General features: G+C 56.8%; 16 protein-coding genes and 1 tRNA gene. 11 read left to right on the forward strand and 6 right to left on the reverse strand.

Annotated elements, in window-relative coordinates:
• Positions 1–158 precede the first annotated feature (158 nt).
• The 4 genes from CFB04_RS07055 to CFB04_RS07070 are packed head-to-tail and all read left to right on the forward strand — an operon-like array spanning position 159 to position 4,909.
• Positions 159–1,544: a sigma-54 dependent transcriptional regulator gene (locus CFB04_RS07055; RefSeq protein WP_088536735.1), complete on the forward strand. Its 1,386-nt coding sequence runs from the start codon at positions 159–161 to the stop codon at positions 1,542–1,544.
• On the forward strand, positions 1,541–3,613 hold the full coding sequence (locus tag CFB04_RS07060; protein WP_088534616.1) for a cache domain-containing protein: 2,073 nt from the start codon (positions 1,541–1,543) through the stop codon (positions 3,611–3,613). The genes CFB04_RS07055 and CFB04_RS07060 overlap by 4 nt, the downstream gene beginning before the upstream one ends.
• On the forward strand, positions 3,574–4,614 hold the full coding sequence (locus CFB04_RS07065; protein ID WP_088534617.1) for a flagellar hook-length control protein FliK: 1,041 nt from the start codon (positions 3,574–3,576) through the stop codon (positions 4,612–4,614). Before CFB04_RS07060 ends, CFB04_RS07065 begins: the two co-directional genes overlap by 40 nt.
• Positions 4,604–4,909, forward strand: a complete 306-nt coding sequence (locus CFB04_RS07070) for an EscU/YscU/HrcU family type III secretion system export apparatus switch protein (protein WP_088534618.1) — start codon at positions 4,604–4,606, stop codon at positions 4,907–4,909. The genes CFB04_RS07065 and CFB04_RS07070 overlap by 11 nt, the downstream gene beginning before the upstream one ends.
• Positions 4,910–5,013: 104 nt before the next feature.
• On the opposite strand, the gene pta is transcribed toward CFB04_RS07070, so the two are convergent.
• Positions 5,014–6,015: a phosphate acetyltransferase gene (pta, locus tag CFB04_RS07075; protein WP_088534619.1), complete on the reverse strand. Its 1,002-nt coding sequence runs from the start codon at positions 6,013–6,015 to the stop codon at positions 5,014–5,016.
• 119 nt (positions 6,016–6,134) lie between these two features.
• On the reverse strand, positions 6,135–7,400 hold the full coding sequence (locus CFB04_RS07080) for an acetate kinase (protein WP_088534620.1): 1,266 nt from the start codon (positions 7,398–7,400) through the stop codon (positions 6,135–6,137).
• 256 nt (positions 7,401–7,656) lie between these two features.
• Here CFB04_RS07080 and CFB04_RS07085 point away from each other — a divergent pair, with 256 nt between their 5' ends.
• Positions 7,657–7,824 (forward strand): DUF362 domain-containing protein, encoded by a 168-nt coding sequence (locus CFB04_RS07085; protein WP_088534621.1) that lies wholly within the window; start codon positions 7,657–7,659, stop codon positions 7,822–7,824.
• A gap of 70 nt (positions 7,825–7,894) precedes the next feature.
• On the opposite strand, the gene CFB04_RS07090 is transcribed toward CFB04_RS07085, so the two are convergent.
• Positions 7,895–9,025 carry a DUF3426 domain-containing protein gene (locus CFB04_RS07090; RefSeq protein WP_088534622.1) on the reverse strand — a complete coding sequence of 377 codons (1,131 nt, stop codon included), beginning with the start codon at positions 9,023–9,025 and terminating at the stop codon, positions 7,895–7,897.
• Entirely contained in the window at positions 9,025–9,585 is a 561-nt protein-coding gene (gene hpt / locus CFB04_RS07095; RefSeq protein ID WP_231934416.1) for a hypoxanthine phosphoribosyltransferase, read from the reverse strand. Before hpt ends, CFB04_RS07090 begins: the two co-directional genes overlap by 1 nt.
• A 152-nt stretch (positions 9,586–9,737) precedes the next feature.
• Here hpt and CFB04_RS07100 point away from each other — a divergent pair, with 152 nt between their 5' ends.
• Positions 9,738–10,421, forward strand: a complete 684-nt coding sequence (locus CFB04_RS07100; RefSeq protein ID WP_088534623.1) for a DUF1573 domain-containing protein — start codon at positions 9,738–9,740, stop codon at positions 10,419–10,421.
• A 5-nt stretch (positions 10,422–10,426) separates the two neighbouring features.
• Here the strand turns inward: CFB04_RS07100 and CFB04_RS07105 are convergent, their stop codons facing one another.
• Positions 10,427–11,314, reverse strand: coding sequence for an MBL fold metallo-hydrolase (locus tag CFB04_RS07105; RefSeq protein WP_231934423.1), 888 nt, complete (start codon positions 11,312–11,314; stop codon positions 10,427–10,429).
• Between the two features lie 133 nt (positions 11,315–11,447).
• Between CFB04_RS07105 and CFB04_RS07110 the strand changes: the two genes are divergently transcribed.
• Positions 11,448–11,524, forward strand: a tRNA-Arg gene (locus CFB04_RS07110).
• A gap of 65 nt (positions 11,525–11,589) precedes the next feature.
• On the opposite strand, the gene CFB04_RS07115 is transcribed toward CFB04_RS07110, so the two are convergent.
• Positions 11,590–12,543 (reverse strand): HD-GYP domain-containing protein, encoded by a 954-nt coding sequence (locus CFB04_RS07115; protein ID WP_088534625.1) that lies wholly within the window; start codon positions 12,541–12,543, stop codon positions 11,590–11,592.
• A 232-nt stretch (positions 12,544–12,775) separates the two neighbouring features.
• On the opposite strand from CFB04_RS07115, the gene CFB04_RS07120 reads away from it, so the two are divergent.
• Genes CFB04_RS07120 through CFB04_RS07135 form a run of 4 tightly spaced genes read left to right on the forward strand, consistent with a single transcriptional unit; the run spans position 12,776 to position 16,631 of the window.
• A complete protein-coding gene (locus CFB04_RS07120) occupies positions 12,776–13,795 on the forward strand; it encodes a 4Fe-4S dicluster domain-containing protein (RefSeq protein ID WP_088534626.1) in 1,020 nt (339 codons plus the stop codon).
• The gene (locus CFB04_RS07125; RefSeq protein WP_088534627.1) at positions 13,782–14,618 is read left to right on the forward strand and encodes an FAD/NAD(P)-binding protein; all 837 of its coding nucleotides are present in this window, start codon (positions 13,782–13,784) and stop codon (positions 14,616–14,618) included. Before CFB04_RS07120 ends, CFB04_RS07125 begins: the two co-directional genes overlap by 14 nt.
• The gene (locus tag CFB04_RS07130) at positions 14,615–15,370 is read left to right on the forward strand and encodes an NADH:ubiquinone oxidoreductase (protein WP_088534628.1); all 756 of its coding nucleotides are present in this window, start codon (positions 14,615–14,617) and stop codon (positions 15,368–15,370) included. Before CFB04_RS07125 ends, CFB04_RS07130 begins: the two co-directional genes overlap by 4 nt.
• Complete coding sequence (locus CFB04_RS07135; RefSeq protein WP_088534629.1) at positions 15,354–16,631, forward strand: Ni/Fe hydrogenase subunit alpha; 1,278 nt, start codon at positions 15,354–15,356, stop codon at positions 16,629–16,631. Before CFB04_RS07130 ends, CFB04_RS07135 begins: the two co-directional genes overlap by 17 nt.
• The last annotated feature ends 64 nt before the right edge of the window (positions 16,632–16,695 follow it).

Genomic DNA, 16,695 nt, shown 5'->3' on the forward strand with positions numbered 1-16,695 from the left:
GCGCAACGCATCGAAATCTGTAGCTTTGGGAACCGGAGGAACGAGGTGGGGCCTCTATGAAAGATTCTTTTCTTGTGGAATTTTGTCCGTCTTTGTATCATTTTGTCCCGGACAAAAAGTCGCTTTCGGCGCCGAATGAACTTCAGAGAGATGCCGCCATGACAACTGCCATACTGATATGTGACGATGAAGAAGGAATCAGGAAGTACCTTGCGAAGATGCTGAAGGGTCAAGGACTGGGGGTCGAAACATTCGCCGACGGCAAGAGCCTGCTCTCCCGCCTCGAAAGCGGTGCCGGGGACGATGCGGACCTGCTGATACAGGACGTGCGGATGCCCGACCTGGACGGCATTCAGGTGTTGAAGCAGGTGAAGAAGCTGCGACCCTCCCTTCCGGTTGTGGTAATGACCGCCTTCGGCACCATCGACTCGGCGGTGGAGGCGATCCGCCTGGGCGCTTCGGACTACGTGACGAAGCCTTTCCCTAAGGAGAAGATACTCGGGGTCATCGGCAACATCCTTGAAAAAGAGCAGCTCCGGCAGGAAAACAGGGTACTGCGCGAAGAACTGTCACGCCCGGGAACCGGGGGTTCCATCATCTTCGCGAGCCACCGGTTCAGGAAGGTCTACGATCTTACCCTTCAGGTGGCGGCAAGCGACGCAAACATCATGATCCTGGGTGAGTCAGGAACCGGGAAGGAGCTGATCGCAGGAGCGGTACATGACAACAGCCCGCGGCGCAGCAAACGGTTTCTTTCTATAAACTGCGCTGCCCTTACCGAGACTCTCCTCGAAAGCCAGCTCTTCGGCCATGTCCGCGGCGCATTCACTGGTGCGGTAACCGCGCAGAAGGGGCTTCTGGAAGAGGCGGATGGGGGAACCCTTTTCCTCGACGAGATCGGCGATGTGAGCCCGGCGGTGCAGGCAAAACTGCTGCGGGTGATCCAGGAGCGTGATTTTATCCCGGTCGGAGCCCTGAAGCCGAAGAGCGTGGATATCCGGTTCGTGGCAGCCACCAACAAGGACCTGGAAAAGGAAGTGCGGGAAGGCAGATTCCGGGAGGACCTCTACTACCGTCTCAACGTGATCACCATCAACCTCCCGCCGCTGCGGGAGCGTCCCGAGGACATAGAGCCCCTTGCCATCCATTTTCTGCGGAAGTATGCGCGCCGGGCGGGGAAGGAACTGCGCGGTATATCTCCCGACGCTCTTGAGATCATGAACGGCTACCGCTGGCCGGGGAATGTACGGGAACTGGAAAACGTCATGGAACGGGCTGCAATTCTTGCCCGCGGAGATGTCATCACCACGGATGTCATTCCCCTGCGAGGGGCGTCAGCTGTCGAGGAGCCCCCGGCAAACCGGCTGGCCTCCCTTGAGGTAGTCGAGCGGGAGCATATCGAGCTGATCCTGAAGCGTACCGGCTACCACAAAAGCCGCTCCGCGGAAATCCTAGGCATTTCCCGCAAGACCCTCGACCGCAAAATACTCGAATATGAAATTTCTGTCCCGAGCAGCGGCAATCTTTCACCGGAAACGCCATGAAGCCGCGCCGCTACCCCATCCGGGTGAAGCTCGCCCTTGCCACGCTCCTTCCCCTTACAGCGGCGATCATTGTCTGCTGGCTCGTCGGCCTGTCCGTCATAAACTCGCGCATTGCCAGCCAGGCCCAGGAAAAGGTTCGCACCGATCTGAACGCAGCCAGGTCCGTATATGGAAGCGAGCTTGAGCATATCCGTGAGGTAGTGAAGTTCACCGCCGGTAATCCCTTCAACGCGGCCGTCATAGCAAGGAACGACCGGGAGCGGCTGCGCTCCGTGCTCGTTCCGCTCCTTCATGGGGAGCGGCTCGACGTCTTCAGCGTGATCGACCTGAAGGGTAAGGTGGTGTTCCGGGCACATAACCCTTCGACGCGCGGCGATGACAAGTCCGGCGATTCTCTTATCAGGAGGGCGCTTCAGGGAGAGGTTGCGGTGGGAACGGACCTCATGTCGCCGGAAGAGACAGCCCGCGAAGGAGCCGATCTGGCATCCCGGGCGGCCGTCCGGCTCCTGCCGACTCCACGGGCACGGCAGCGTGCCGAGTCGGTGGAAAAGTCGGCGATGTTCCTAATGGCGGCTGCCCCCGTACGTGACTCCAACGGCCGCATCATCGGCGCCCTCTACGGTGGAAAGATGCTCAACGGCAACAACTCTCTGGTGGACCGGATCAAGAGCACCGTCTTCGAGGGGATAAGGTTTGGTGACCGCGATGTGGGCACAGCCACCATATTTCTCGATGACCTGCGGATAGCCACTAATGTCTCCTTCGCCGACGGCACACGCGCGATCGGCACACGCCTTTCCGAAGAGGTATATCGGAAAGTCAACCTCCAGCGGGAGAAGTGGATCGGGCGCGCTTTCGTAGTAGATGACTGGTACTTCGCGGCATATGACCCGATCTCCGACGTGGACGGCAACATTATCGGGTCCCTCTACGTGGGGATGCTGGAGCGGCCGTACGTGGAGATGCGGCGCGAATTCTCACTCGTCTCAGCCATCGTCCTCCTCTGCGGCCTCGCAATAGGAATCGTCATATCGGGGCTAGTCAGCTCCAGGCTCGCGCGTCCGGTACGTCAGCTCGAAAACGTGGCCCGCAGAATCGCAGCCGGGGAGCGGAACCTACCCATCGCAGTGAAGTCCGGAGACGAAATCGGCGATCTGGCAAACGAGTTTTCATACATGACGCGAACCCTCGCCCAGCGGGAGGAAGACATCCGCCTCCTCAATCACGATCTTGAGCGGAAGGTGCTTGAACGCACCCACGAGCTGGAAGAGAAGAATACCCTCCTCCTAAAGACGCAGCAGGAACTGGTACGTGCTGGTAAGCTTGCGGCAGTAGGGGAACTGGCTGCCGGCGTCGCACACGAGATCAACAATCCGATGGCGATCATTCGAGGGAATGCCGAACTGCTGCAGATGGCTATCCCCGAGGATGAGGAGAACCGGGAAGAGGTCGACACGATCCTGCAACAGGTTGGACGGGTGGAGAAGATCGTGGGGAATCTTCTTGTCTTCGCACGCCAGGAGCGGAAACACCTGGGAAGAGTAAACATCCCCCCCCTCCTCGACGAAATCGTCAGGCAGGTCGGCCACCATGTTCCGCTGAAGGGTATTCGCATCGTGACTGATCATGATCCTGATCCCACCGCCATCGAAGGGGACGGCGACCAGTTGCGCCAGGTGTTCACCAACCTCATTCTCAACGCCATTCAGGCCATCGAGGGAGGAGGAACCATTACCCTTTCCAGCCGCTGTCGAATCGAGGCAGGGTGGTGCGACGTAACGGTAGCCGACACAGGAAAAGGAATAAAAGTCGAAGAAAGGGAGAAGATATTCAACCCCTTTTTCACCACCAGACCCGGAGGGACTGGGCTCGGCCTCTCCGTTTCCTACGGGATTGTCAAGGAGCATGGAGGACGCATCGAGGTAGCAAGCACACCCGGCGCTGGAAGCATTTTTACCGTCAGTCTTCCCCTTTCCCAGAGCACCGTACCATCTGACAATATTCCTGACGAACCGAACGGGAGACGCGAATGCGAATCGTCGATACCGCAGACATCATCCGCCTCTTAGGCAGGATCTCCGGAAACAGCGCCCAGGGGACTATCGAAGCACGTCACGACCGGCAGCCCCCCCTGCACCTGGATCCGGGGCAGGAAGTGCGGGGCGAGGTGCTACAGAGGCTTGCCGGAGGGCGTTTCCTCGTAAAGATCGCGGGTGAAGTTCTCGACATGAATCTTCCATCCACTGTAAAGCCTGGAGAAACGGTGCCGCTCACCTTCATCGGCGACAAGCCGCGTCTTACCTTCAGTCTCGGCGCGTCGGCCACCAGCGGACAACCCGCCAATGTCAGCGAAACAGCTCGGCTCCTTGCCCTCCTCTCCCGGACTCCACCGCAAAACGAGCCTTTATCCACGCTTCCACTCCTGTCGAAACAGGAAGTCTCGTCCGGAGGCGCCACTATGCTTGCGGCCCGATTACGTGAGGCTCTTGGCGAGAGCGGAGTCTTCTACGAGAGCCACCTGGCGGAATGGGCGGCGGGTAAAAGGGATCTCGAAGAATTGCAGCGGGAGCCGCAGGGAAGACTTTCCCAAAGAAAGCCCTCCTCGCCTGCGGCACTACCCGATGCCCCGGAGAGGCGCCGTTTGACGGTGATTCACGGAGAAGAACAGCAGAAGCCCCTGGCTGCACAGGAGAGCCGAAGGACGGAAATTGCCGACCCGCAGACGCTTCCCCTCGTCCGCCAGCAGCTCACCCTTCTCCAGGGAGGATTATTCGCCTGGAACGGTGAAGCATGGCCCGGTCAGCAGATGGAATGGACGGTGGGAGAACGTGAACCCGAGCCGGAAAAGGAGCAGGTTAAGCAGTGGCAGGCATCGGTTAAACTGGACCTTCCAGAGCTGGGAAATGTGAAGGCGCACCTCGTTCTGATCGAGGGGAAACTGACGGTGGCGTTGAACGTAGAGAGGCCGGATACGGAAACGCGCATGGAACAGCACGAGGGGAAGCTGCGTTCCGAACTCTCTGCAAGGGGAATATGCCTGATGGAAATGGTGGTCAGCCGTGAGGGATGATTCCGGGAAAGGGAAGAAAGCGGCGGCTCTCGCTTACAAGAAAGGGGACTATGCCCCACGTGTCGTGGCCAAGGGGCAGGGTGCTACAGCCGAAGCGATGATCGCACTCGCACGCGAGAACGGCGTATACGTCCATGAATCTCCGGAGCTCGTAAGCCTGCTCATGCAGGTCGACCTCGATCGATTCATTCCCCCCGAACTCTATGTCGCCGTTGCAGAGCTTCTGGTCTGGATTTACTGGCTGGAGCACGGAGAGGCCCCGCAGGGAACGGCGCAGGAGGGCACGCTTATCTGAAGTGTGCTTCCGAAAGAGGAGAATCCCGCACCCCAACGTAAAAAGGCCACCGGCACTGTACCGGCGGCCTTTCGTCTACAAAAATGCCTGAGGTGGTTCTTCGTCTACCCCTGTGCCTGGACAGCGGTAATCGCCGCCACGTTGACGATGTCATCCACCGAACAACCGCGGGAGAGGTCATTCACGGGCTTTGCAAGCCCCTGAATAACCGGACCGATCGCCTCCGCCCCGGCCACACGCTCAACAAGCTTGTATGAAATGTTCCCGGCATCAAGATCGGGGAAAATGAGTACATTTGCTTTTCCGGCAACGGGGCTTCCCGGAGCCTTCTTCTCCCCGACCTTCGGAAGCAGCGCCGCATCGGCCTGCAGTTCGCCGTCGATCTGCAACGAAGGATCGATTCCCTTGGCGATATCCATCGCCTTCAGCACCTTGTCAACGTCGCTGTGGCTCGCGCTTCCCTTGGTGGAAAAAGAGAGCATTGCAACACGCGCCGGCACATCGAGGAAGGAGCTGCAATTGCGGGCTGTGGCAACGGCGATTTCCGCCAGCGCCTGAGCATCGGGATTGGGGTTGACTGCACAGTCGGCGAAGAGAACGACACCATTCTCCCCGAATGTAGGGGTCTTCGTAATCATGAGGAAGAACGACGATACGGTCTTTATGCCCGGAGCGGTGCCGACAGTCTGGAAGGCAGCCTTGAGGACATTGCCGGTTGTGCTGGTGGCTCCCGCCACCTCCCCGCCTGCATCCCCGAGACGAACCATCATGCCTGCATAATAGAGGTTGTCCTTGGCCGTCAGGAGCTGCTTTGCTTCTTCCCTGGTAAGCCCTTTGCTCTTCCGCAGCTCGACAAAAGCATCTATGTACTGTTCGAGTTTAGGGGAATCTGCGGGATCAAGGAGATCGACCCCCGCGAGGTTCACTCCCTTGGCGGCAGCGGCCCCTTTTACTTCATCAACATTGCCGAGAATGACCACCTTCGCCAGCCCCTCTGCCGTAATCTGCTGAGCGGCGTACAGCATCCGCTCGTCATAACTTTCCGGAAGAACGACGGTCTGGAGGCTCTTCTTCGCCTTAGCCTTGATTTGATCCATCAGATGCATGGTGTTTCCCTCCTCAGTAAATGAATATCAGAAAAAGATGAAAAGAAAACTCCGAAAAAAGGAGCAACGGACTCCATATGTAATGGTATGGCTCCGATGCCCCATGTTGCTGCATATAATCATTTGCGCACGAAATCGTTTTTCCCAAAGGAATATTCGAAGTGCATATGGTCGGTATAGGTTCCGGCGAGAATGGCCGCCACATCCTCGGTGAAGACGAGTTCCTCGTCGGTGGGAATGACAAAGACCTTAACCGGGGAATCGTCGGTCGTGATCAGCGTCTCACGCTTTCTGGTCATTGCGCTCTTGTTGCGCTCCTTGTCGAGATGAATCCCGATATGTTCCAGCCCTTCGATGGTCTTCTCGCGGATCGGCCATCCCATCTCACCTACGCCGGCGGTGAAGATAACGGCATCAAGTCGACCGATTGCGGCCATGTAGGAGCCGATATACTTGCGAAGGCGGTAGGCTTCAATATCGAGGGCGATCTTGCAGAGGCGGTCGCCGTTGTTGGCGTTTTCAATGACATCGCGACGGTCCGTGAAGCGACCGGTAATGCCCAGGACCCCACTCTTCTTATTCAGGATGCTGTCTATCTCCTTGGCGGAAAGATTCTCCTTCTGCATCATGAAGGCGGGGATTGCCGGATCTATATCCCCGCAACGGGTACCCATCACGGCACCTTCCAGTGGAGTGAGACCCATACTGGTATCCACGGAAACGCCACCCATTATGGCTGTGTGTGAAACGCCGTTGCCGATATGCATTGTAACAAGGTTGCACTCGCTCGGTTTTTTCCCGAGAAGTACGGCTGCCCTTTTAGAAACATAGAGATGAGATGTGCCATGGAAACCGTAACGGCGAACGCCGTGTTTTTCGTACCACTCGTACGGTACGGGATAAAGGTAGGCATGTTCGGGCATCGTCTGATGAAACGCGGTATCGAAAATGGCTACGTGAGGAACTTTAGGCAGAAGAGCCTGCGCCGCCTCGATGCCGGCAATGTTGGGAGGATTGTGCAACGGAGCAAGGTGCTGAACCTCCTTTACTGCATCGAGGACCTGCTCGTCTATCATCACGGACCGGGTAAACTTCTCCCCGCCGTGGACCACCCTGTGCCCGACTGCGGAGATCTGGTTCACGTCGGTCATGACGCCATGTACCGGATCTGTAAGGGTTTTGATGATGAGGTCGATGGCAACCTGGTGGTCCGGGCATTCCGATTCTTCCCGGTACGTTTCCCGTCCCGGCACTTCATGCAGAATGAAGGAGTCCCCGATAATGACTCGCTCTACCATCCCCTTTGCGATGACCTCTTTCCGGTCCCAGTCGAACAGCTGGTATTTGACCGATGAGCTCCCGCAATTCAAGGCAAGAATATCCATGAAAAACCCTCCTGATTTTAAACTGGCAAGAAGCCGATTATCTTCAATTTGATTGAATTATTTGCGTGTAGATAAAAAACCGAACACAAACTTTACCATAAATAAAACTGTATTTTATACTACAGGAGAGTCGGGGTCAATTCAAGTCTTTTATCGGGCATTTTCTGCCCAAAGCTTTCTGCTGGACATTTACTGCCGGCTATGCTAGTTTCTGCCAAAATCAAACGGTTAATCATCAAAAAAGGAGGTGACAACCTTGGCTCACAAAATTACCGACGAGTGCATCAACTGCGGCGCATGTGACGACTCCTGCCCTGTCAACGCCATCAGCGAAGTAGGTGACAAGAGGGCGATCGACGCCGATACCTGCATCGATTGCGGCGCTTGCGTGGATACCTGCCCGACCAACGCGATCGTAGCCTGATCCGCTCCGCTACTTCATAAAAAAGGCCGGCATTATGCCGGCCTTTTTTATTTCTTCATTTTCAAATCCCTCACTGACTCGCCACCGTCGAACCGGCAATCTCCACACCGAACTCCGCAGCTTCATTCGGCACCCTGCTGAATACCAGCACGAAGGGGATTGCCTTGCCCGGGGCCACTCCGAGATTGGACAGAGAATCACCGAACTGATTGTTCATCGCTGCTTCTATCTTATTTAAAGGAAGCGTAGCCAGCTGCTCCTTTGTCAGCACATTTCCGCAATAAGCCGTTTTGCGGGCAACCACCTCCCCCTTCGGCCCATATAGCAAAGCACGTACCTGGATGGAAGCGCGAGGCTTGCGATAGTTATTGACCACGTCGCCGGTGATGACCAGCAATTCTCCAGCCTCCTTGTTGCTAACGAATGTCCCGCTGCTGGTACGGAGGGTTATCTTACCCTCTTCGGCAGGCTCGAGTCCCGCCCACTTGGCAACCGCGCTCAACCCCAACCGGTCGAACCCGGCGGGACCCGCGTTGAGCAGATAGAAACCGGCGCCCGCCAGAGCAATCACGAAAGCAACCGATACTGCCATGACGGCAACAGGCAAAGCGGAGGATGTCCGTCGTGACGAGGCGGGCTGAGGGCCAGCATCCTCGGGAATCTCAATCCCTCCTGGAACCGCTGCCTCACTGGTGTCTACCGCACGACCCGTGCCTTCCCCCTCCAACCCTCCCCTATCGAGGGCAAGGTTAAAAGATGCATCAGGGGGATCTACGAACGCATCTAACCCCGCAGCCGGAGCAGAATCGTCTTCAGTAGATGATTCCATATCCCCGTAATCGGCGGTATCTACGGCACTGCTGGGAAGGGATTCGGCGCTGGAGAAGAGTTGGGCATTGTCGTCCACACTGGTAGTATGGGAAAAGAAGCCCTCGCGTCCGGCGTCGCTACCGACTCCGGTCCGATCCTGCCGACTGAGCAGTCCTTCTTCCGACGCCGCCTCACCGGATTCACACTTCTGCACTTCCTCCGGCTCCATCCCGGCCAGAATCCGCCCAAACTCGGATTCGGCGGAAGATGGTTCCCGATGAACGATAAAAACATGCCTGCACCGGGAGCATCGCACCTTTACCCCGGAATCCTTTACCTTCGCGTCATCAAGCCTGAATTTGGTGGAGCATTGCCCACACTGGACTATCATCAATCCCTCCCTGCGGATACCGGTTCAGCATGGTAGATGTCAGGCAACTGGCGCCAGTCGCCGTTCAAATCAAGTCCGTAACCGACTACAAAACCGGACTCGCACACGATGCCAGCATAATCCACCCGGACATCCGCCCGACGCCGCTCATGCTTGTCTATGAGAGTGCAGACCCGCAGACTCGCCGGCCCCTCCTCCTGCAGATCGCGCAGGAGTGCGGAAAGGGAAATGCCTGTATCCACGATATCCTCGACAACAAGCAGGTGCCTTCCCCTGGCATAAGACTTAAGCTGCATGGTAGTAACAGGCTTGCCGGTGCTTTCAGTCCCCTGGTAGCTGGCAATACGCACGAAATCAAGGTTCAGCGGAACAGTAAGCTTTCTCACCAGATCCGCCGCAAACATGAATGCTCCCTGCAGCACGACAATGACGAGCAGCTCTCGCCCCGCATAATCTGCCGAAACCTCCGCAGCCAGCCGGTCAACGGCATCGGCAATTCTCTGCCGCGAATAGAGCAGCTGCAACTGCATTCCGTTCTTTTCGTCGTAAATAGGCTTCATGGCTGGCATTTCTCCGCTGGTTTCTATAACAGAAAGGCAGATGGCGTGTCAAATCAATATGGCTTACCAGGGGAGGCTGTGTTATAATCCTGAACGCTTTCTCACAGTAACGGCAGTTCCCGCTGCCGAAATCCACTTGATGGAGCACTGCCATGAGCAAAAATGTCGCGCTCGTAACAATCTTCTTCCTGTATCTGACAGCCACCGCGTTGGCTGCGCCGGCGATAGAGGTCAAGCAGCCTGTGTTCAATTTCGGCGCCATCACCGAAGGGGCAAAGATCGATCATGTCTTCACCATCAGAAATGCGGGAGATGCCCCCCTCAACATCCTGCACGTCAGGCCGGCATGCGGATGCACGGCAGCGAACGCCTCCTCGCCCGTCGTACAGCCTGGAAAAACAGCGGAGATCAAGACAACGTTCAATTCCACCAACTTTACAGGGAATATAACAAAAACCATTGCGCTGGAGACAAACGACCCGCAAACCCCAAACTACACGCTTACGATGAAGGGTGTTGTGAACAGCGAGGTACAAGCCAACCCGAAGCAGCTGAATTTCGGTCAGGTTAAGGCCGGCACAGCCAAGACGCTGGTATTAAGCGTGGAGAACCGGGGAAAGAAGCCACTCAAACTGACATCAGTAAAGACTCCGATGCCGCAGGTGGTGATCAAGAGCGAAAATCAGCAGTTGCGGCCGGGCGAATCCGGGAAGATCCACATCACGGTGACCCCCCGTGCTGAGGACCGTATTCTAAGCGGCTATGTCACCATCGCAACAGATCATCCCACGAAGGCGGAGATAATGGTGCCGGTGTTCGGTTCGCCGGTGAAATAACAGGTTCAACGGGCGCTGGCGCCGGAAGCTTTCCCGTTCGTCTGGTCCGACTTGAATTCGCCATATGCCCTTTCGATGTTGACGTTAAAGAACGTCTTGTACCCCGGCAGCTGCTGATAGGCTGGGAGGGAGAAACCCTTCTTCGTCTGTGCCAGGTTCTCCCCCTTTTCCACGTGGCGCAGTACTTCCGTCAAGAATTCACGCATAAAAACCAGAAAAGCGCTTATTCCCCCGCTGTCGGTAACCGAGCCGACACCTGGGATGACCGTAGCTGCAGTAAGACTCTCCAGCATCTCCAGGTTCATCACCCAATCGCGCATGTAGCCGTTCCCCATATAGCCAACAACTCCGTTGAACAGCAGATCCGAAGTAAACAGAACATCCTCATTGGGTATGTACACGACCACGTCGCCGGCACTGTGCCCTTTGCCGGTATTGCTGAGGACTATGGAGAGCTGTCCCCGCTGAAGGGTCAGAGCGTTTTCGAAGATGGTAACCGGATTTTTAACTCGCCTGTATTCGCTATTGAGTGACTGCCACGTCTGCCATGAGGTAAAGATTGACGCATTGACCGGCAGGTCGAGGTCAATATAGTTGTATCCGCTGTGGTGGTGGGTGAGGATGACTTCCTTCACGGGGAAGCTCGTTATCTGGGAGACCTCTGCAAGAAGCTCCTTGACGGCCTCCGGAACGAAATGTGATCCGGCAAGAATCACATGATTATCAGATATGATGACCATTGCGTTGCTCCCCGCCTTGCCGGCAGGCAGAGCGACAGCGGCATACACCGAATCCGAAACCTTCTTCATTTCGTAGTGAGCAGCCGGAGCAATGCGGGGGAGCATCAGAAAGAACAGCAAAAACGGGAACAGAATATTTAGTTTCTTCATCATCTTCTCCTAGGAACGGCAAATTGTAGCAGAAGCGGCTGAAAATGGACAGATGTATGCCATACTTGCCTGAGGGCATGGGGAGGAAGATTTAACCTTGAGTAATGACGGAAAATATAGTAGTAATAGCCATCGTGGGCGGTTAGCTCAGTTGGATAGAGCGCAGGCCTCCGAAGCCTGAGGTCGCTGGTTCGAATCCAGTATCGCCCGCCAAAAACTACAAAAAGCGCAGAAGCCTAAGGCTCCTGCGCTTTTTTGTCTCTCTGAAGGCATTCCCCTCAGACATGCTTCGAAATCATCTCCACAAACCCTTCGAAGAGCATCGGGTTGAACACGGCGGACAGATTCCGCATCATGGCAAGAGCTTCTTCATGCGATGTTCCCCTTCGGAAAGGGCGGCTCGTGGTCAACGCGAAGTAGGTATCGCAAATGGCGGCCAGCTGTGCCGAAGGGTGGATCGAATCCCCCCTGAGGCAGTCAGGATAGCCACTGCCGTTGAACCGTTCATGATGCTGCCGGATTATCGCCAGTGCCGTTTCGCTGATCCCCTCGACCCCTGACATGAATTCATGACCTTTCTCCGGATGCTCCTTGACCAGCGAGTATTCGATATTCGAAAGTGCTTCCGGTTTTTCCAGTATCTCGTCGGAGATAAAAACCATTCCCACATCATGAAGAAGAGACCCCACCCCCACCTCGACCAGTGCCTCCTCCTCAAGGTTCAATAACTTCTCGTGAAGGAGCATCATGAGGGCGGATACCTGGACGCTGTGAACGAAGATATAGAAATTTTGAGGCATGATTGTCTTGAGAGGCTTGAGCGGATCCTGGTCGGAAGTCAGATAGCCCAGGAGGTGGCGGACGACGTTCCGGCAGCGTCCATGATCCATCACCTTGTCCGGCGTCTCGAAAATGTCGGTAAGATAGTAGGCGGAAGCCTGATAGATCATCGTTCCCTTGGCACTGCTGCCTATATCGTCCCGGGCTACAAGTGCGGGAAGATTATTTTCCAGATAGTCGGCAATGATATAAATGTCTATGACGCGAACGTAAAGAAATTCGAGCCGAGACCGCCGCAGCTTCGCCAGATCGTTGTCGGTCAGGCTCATGTCGTGCTTCCGGTAGAGGATGTAGTTCCCCAGGTTCTTGTTCCTGATGTAGAGCGCAACCTGCGGAAAGAACTCGGGAATGATACTTTCAATGGCTAGGGCTCTGAAATCTCGGTCCTTCATGGGGTGCATCCTTTCCACCCGCCGCGGCCGGGGCGGGTAACCTCAGATCCCAGCATCTTTCATACCACCGTGATCACCTAAGAATCAACATGTTGCACCTGAGCAAAACATGAGCCTGTACTAAAGGTGGACAGACCAAGTGATTTTTTGAACCGCCATATGCACTGTGGAAGCCTTGTCCACCCCCCCTCCTGGTGGTAAGGTTAAAGTGTCAGCTTTGGAGGACGTTCCAATGCGTTTCCTGCAGGACATCCACCTCCCACGATTCATCGAGCATCTTTCCGACCACGGCGTACTGCACGGCCCCATCCGGACCGATGACGGCGTGCTGGCGTTTCGCCCTCTCCGGTCGCCCGGCGAAATACAGCACCATTATTCCCGCACCCTTCTCCCCCCGAAGAAATACCTGCTGCCCCCCCGTGAAAAGATCCTCGAATGGAGCGAAGCAGCCGGATATATGCACGTTCTTGAGGAACATCCGCCCATCGTACTCTACGGGCTACATCCCTGCGACGTAGCGGGGATCGCCTATCTTGACAAGATGTTTCTCCACTCCGACCAGTGCTACGAGGAGAAGAGAAAGGCTCTGATCCTCGTGTCGGTTTCGTGCGAACCTGACCAATTCTGCTTCTGCGGCGCAACCGGCAGTTGTTCCACTGCATGTGGCGATATTCATCTTGAAGCAGGCGAAGGCGGATTCTATATTCATCCAGCGGGGGAGATCGGCGACGTCCTCCTCGCTTCCTCCTCTTCATTTCTCGAAGATCGGGAGCCTCCTCGACATGAAGAACGATCCTTTCCCGGAGAAGCTCCAATCAAGGAAGCAGTGGCCTGCGGCGAGAAGTTCAACCAGAGCCCGCTCTGGGATGAATTCGCCGACCGGTGCCTCTCATGCGGAGCCTGCTCCCTCTGTTGCCCGACCTGTTACTGCTTCGACATAAAGGAACATGGTGACTTGGATGGAAGCAGCGCCCCGCGCCTTCGGGAATGGGACAACTGCCTCTTCCGCTCCCACGGCGAGATCGCCGGGGGAACCAACTTCAGGCTCTCTCGCCGCGAGCGCTTCCGGTACCGGTACCAGCACAAGTATCTCGGGTTCGGTCCGAGCCGCGGCCTCCTCTCCTGCGTTGGTTGTGGTCGTTGCCGGGAGGTCTGCCCCGTCGAGATTGATCTGCTTCGACTCTTCGAGGAATGGAAAGGTGGACAGACAGAGGGCATCTTCCGAAGGAGGATGCTGAATGACCGTGAATAGGCCTATCTCAGTTCCTGCAACAGCGACAATAGAGGCCGTCCGTCGACTGACCGGTGACACGGCACTGTATCGACTCCGCCTGGAGGAGCAAAGATGCTTCTCCTTTTCGCCGGGGCAGTTCATCCAGCTATCGGTTCCCGCAGGGGGAGAAGTTCCCATTTCCCTCGCCGGAACGCCCGGGGACAGCCACCTGGAGCTCTGCGTCAGGCGTGCGGGACACGTGACGAACCTGCTCCACTGCCTTTCGGCCGACGCAAAGGTTGCAGTGAGGGGCCCCTTCGGAAATGGCTTTCCGGTGGAAAAATGGAAAGGAAAAGATGTCCTTATGCTGGCTGGAGGACTCGGAATGGCGCCACTCCGTTCCCTGCTCCGCTACCTTCTGGAGAGGCGTAGAGAGTATGGAGAGATTACGCTGATGTATGGCGCACGCCGGACCGACCTCCTCCTGTTCCGAGAGGAGCTTGCGGTACTGTCATGCCGTAAAGACCTGAAACTGTTCCTCACTGTTGATTTCCTCGAGGGGGAGGCGGCCGAGGGGCTGGCCTGCAGAAAGGGGCTCGTCACCGATATCCTCTCGGGAATTCGATTCCTGAGGCGGGATGCCGTCGCCGCCGTATGCGGCCCCCCGCCCCTCTACCGCTGCGTCATAGGCGAGCTGCAGCAAGCCGGAATCGAGGAGGAAAATATCCACCTCTCCCTGGAGCGCCGCATGAAGTGCGGAATCGGTCTTTGCTGTCACTGCGGGGTAGGAGATCAGTTCTGCTGCAGCGACGGCCCCGTGTTCACCTGGCTTCAACTCAGGCACATCGAAGGTGCGCTGTGAAAAGGCCGGTGGTAGCGTTTGCCGGGCTCACCGCCTGTTCCGGGTGCCAATTGACGCTTCTCAATTGCGAAGAAGAGCTTGCACGTCTCAGCGCCTCCTTCGACTTCGCCTACTTCCCATTGGGGAATTCCAGCCTGCGGGAATGTACGGAGTTCGACGCCGCATTCGTCGAAGGCGCGGTATCCACACCCGCTGATCTGGCAACCCTCATGCAGTTGAGAAGCAGCAGTCGCTACCTTGTCGCATTCGGCACCTGCGCGCTGTGGGGAGGCATTGCCGCAATGGACAACGATCAGCCCCGGGAACTTCTTGCTGCCGCAGTGTACGGGGAAGCCGGCAGGCAGATGGCCACCTTCTCTCCTGCGCCATTTGATCGTTTTGTGCAGACGGACCTGTCAATTCCCGGGTGTCCACCTGAAAAAGGGGAACTCCTGGTCACCCTGGCCGCGCTACTCCGGGACACCTTGCCCGTACTACCCGTCTACCCGGTGTGCACCGAATGCCGAAACCGCGAAAACAGATGCCTACTCATCGAGGACGACCTGCTCTGCCTCGGCCCTCTCATCCGGGCAGGCTGCAACGCACGCTGCCCGGCAGCGGGAATAGTATGCGAGGGGTGCCGCGGCCCTGCGGCAGAAGTCAATGTGGCAGCAGAGGTGGACCTGCTCGTCGCGAAGGGATACGACCGGGAGACAATTGAAACAAGGCTGCGCCGTTTTTATCCGGAGTGGGATCATGAGCGACGTTATTGAGATCAAGCCCTTGACGCGGGTCGAGGGGCACGGCCGCATCAAGGTACGAATGGCCGGTAAGAGAGTGGAAGATATCGAGCTCTCACTCTACGAGTCGCCTCGGCTCTTCGAGGCATTGCTGCTGGGGAAAACGTTCACCGACATCCCCGAAATCATCTGCCGTATCTGCTCCCTCTGCTCCACCGTCCACAGGATCACCGCCCTGCAGGCGGTGGAACGTGCTCTCGACATCCCCGTATCGGAACAGGTGCGTCTTTACCGTGAACTGATCCTCAACGGCGGCCACATCCAGAGCCATGCACTCCACCTGTTCTGCCTGATACTTCCCGACTACCTGGGGGTAGAGGGGTTTCCCGAGCTGGCACGGGAAGCCCCGGAGCTCTTCAGGTCCGGGCTGCGGATAAAGGAAGCCGGAAACCTTGTTCAGGAAGTCGTGGGAGGAAGACTCATTCATCCGGTAACCCTTATTGTGGGAGGAATGGGTAAGCCGGCGGGCCGCGATGGGCTGTTGCGCCTGAAGGAAGCCCTGGAGTCCGTGCTGCCCGAAGTAAAGGAAGCCCTCTCCCACTTTTCTTCCAGCCCGTCGGCTATGGTCCCGACCCCCCTTCCGGCAGCGAATTTTCTCGCTCTGGAGCAGGAGTTTTTTCCGTTGTTCGGAAACAATTTTCGGACGGCTCACCACCGGTATCCCGTGGCGGAATATCGGCACCTGATCGCAGAGGACTGCATGGGGGCGGGCAACGCCAAAATGAGCCTTTTCGCGGGAAAACCGCCAACAGTCGGAGCCGTCGCCAGGCTGAACCTGGAATTCGCATTGACGGATAGCGCTGTGGCTGCACTGATGGAATCCGGTGATGACAAGATGATGCAGGACATTCGGGGGAACACGTTCAGCCAGGCGATTGAGCTGATTCATGCCGTAGAGCGAAGCATATCACTCATCGACACGCTTCTCGCTGCCGGTTTTCCGCGGGAGGAAGCCCTCCCCCCTTCACCGCGGGGGGGAGCAGGCACCGCAGCCGTGGAAGCCCCACGCGGCACCCTCATCCACAGCTATGCATTCGACAGCAGCGGCAGATGCACGTTCGCCGACATTATAACTCCTACTGCACTTAATCAATCCGCCATGAAACGGGACCTTTGGGCAGTGGCCCGAGCTTTGGAAGGAAGCGACGAGCCGGAACTGAAACTACAGCTCGAAATGCTGGTTCGAGCTTATGATCCCTGCATATCATGCTCTGTTCACGTAGTGAGGTTGTAGAAACCGGCAGCGCCTTCATTGCCTCATCAGCACACTATTCCTTTACGGCCGCTTTTGATCCGCT

The sequence above is a fragment of the Geobacter sp. DSM 9736 genome (assembly GCF_900187405.1).
Classification (GTDB): Bacteria; Desulfobacterota; Desulfuromonadia; order Geobacterales; family Geobacteraceae; genus DSM-9736.

Coding starts and splice junctions, on each gene's coding strand:
- CFB04_RS07055 (WP_088536735.1), top strand. CDS start 159: ATGACAACTGCCATACTGATATGTGACGATGAAGAAGGAATCAGGAAG.
- CFB04_RS07060 (WP_088534616.1), top strand. CDS start 1,541: ATGAAGCCGCGCCGCTACCCCATCCGGGTGAAGCTCGCCCTTGCCACG.
- CFB04_RS07065 (WP_088534617.1), top strand. CDS start 3,574: ATGCGAATCGTCGATACCGCAGACATCATCCGCCTCTTAGGCAGGATC.
- pta (WP_088534619.1), bottom strand. CDS start 6,015: ATGCATCTGATGGATCAAATCAAGGCTAAGGCGAAGAAGAGCCTCCAG.
- CFB04_RS07080 (WP_088534620.1), bottom strand. CDS start 7,400: ATGGATATTCTTGCCTTGAATTGCGGGAGCTCATCGGTCAAATACCAG.
- CFB04_RS07090 (WP_088534622.1), bottom strand. CDS start 9,025: ATGATAGTCCAGTGTGGGCAATGCTCCACCAAATTCAGGCTTGATGAC.
- hpt (WP_231934416.1), bottom strand. CDS start 9,585: ATGAAGCCTATTTACGACGAAAAGAACGGAATGCAGTTGCAGCTGCTC.
- CFB04_RS07100 (WP_088534623.1), top strand. CDS start 9,738: ATGAGCAAAAATGTCGCGCTCGTAACAATCTTCTTCCTGTATCTGACA.
- CFB04_RS07105 (WP_231934423.1), bottom strand. CDS start 11,314: ATGATGAAGAAACTAAATATTCTGTTCCCGTTTTTGCTGTTCTTTCTG.
- CFB04_RS07115 (WP_088534625.1), bottom strand. CDS start 12,543: ATGAAGGACCGAGATTTCAGAGCCCTAGCCATTGAAAGTATCATTCCC.
- CFB04_RS07120 (WP_088534626.1), top strand. CDS start 12,776: ATGCGTTTCCTGCAGGACATCCACCTCCCACGATTCATCGAGCATCTT.
- CFB04_RS07125 (WP_088534627.1), top strand. CDS start 13,782: ATGACCGTGAATAGGCCTATCTCAGTTCCTGCAACAGCGACAATAGAG.
- CFB04_RS07135 (WP_088534629.1), top strand. CDS start 15,354: ATGAGCGACGTTATTGAGATCAAGCCCTTGACGCGGGTCGAGGGGCAC.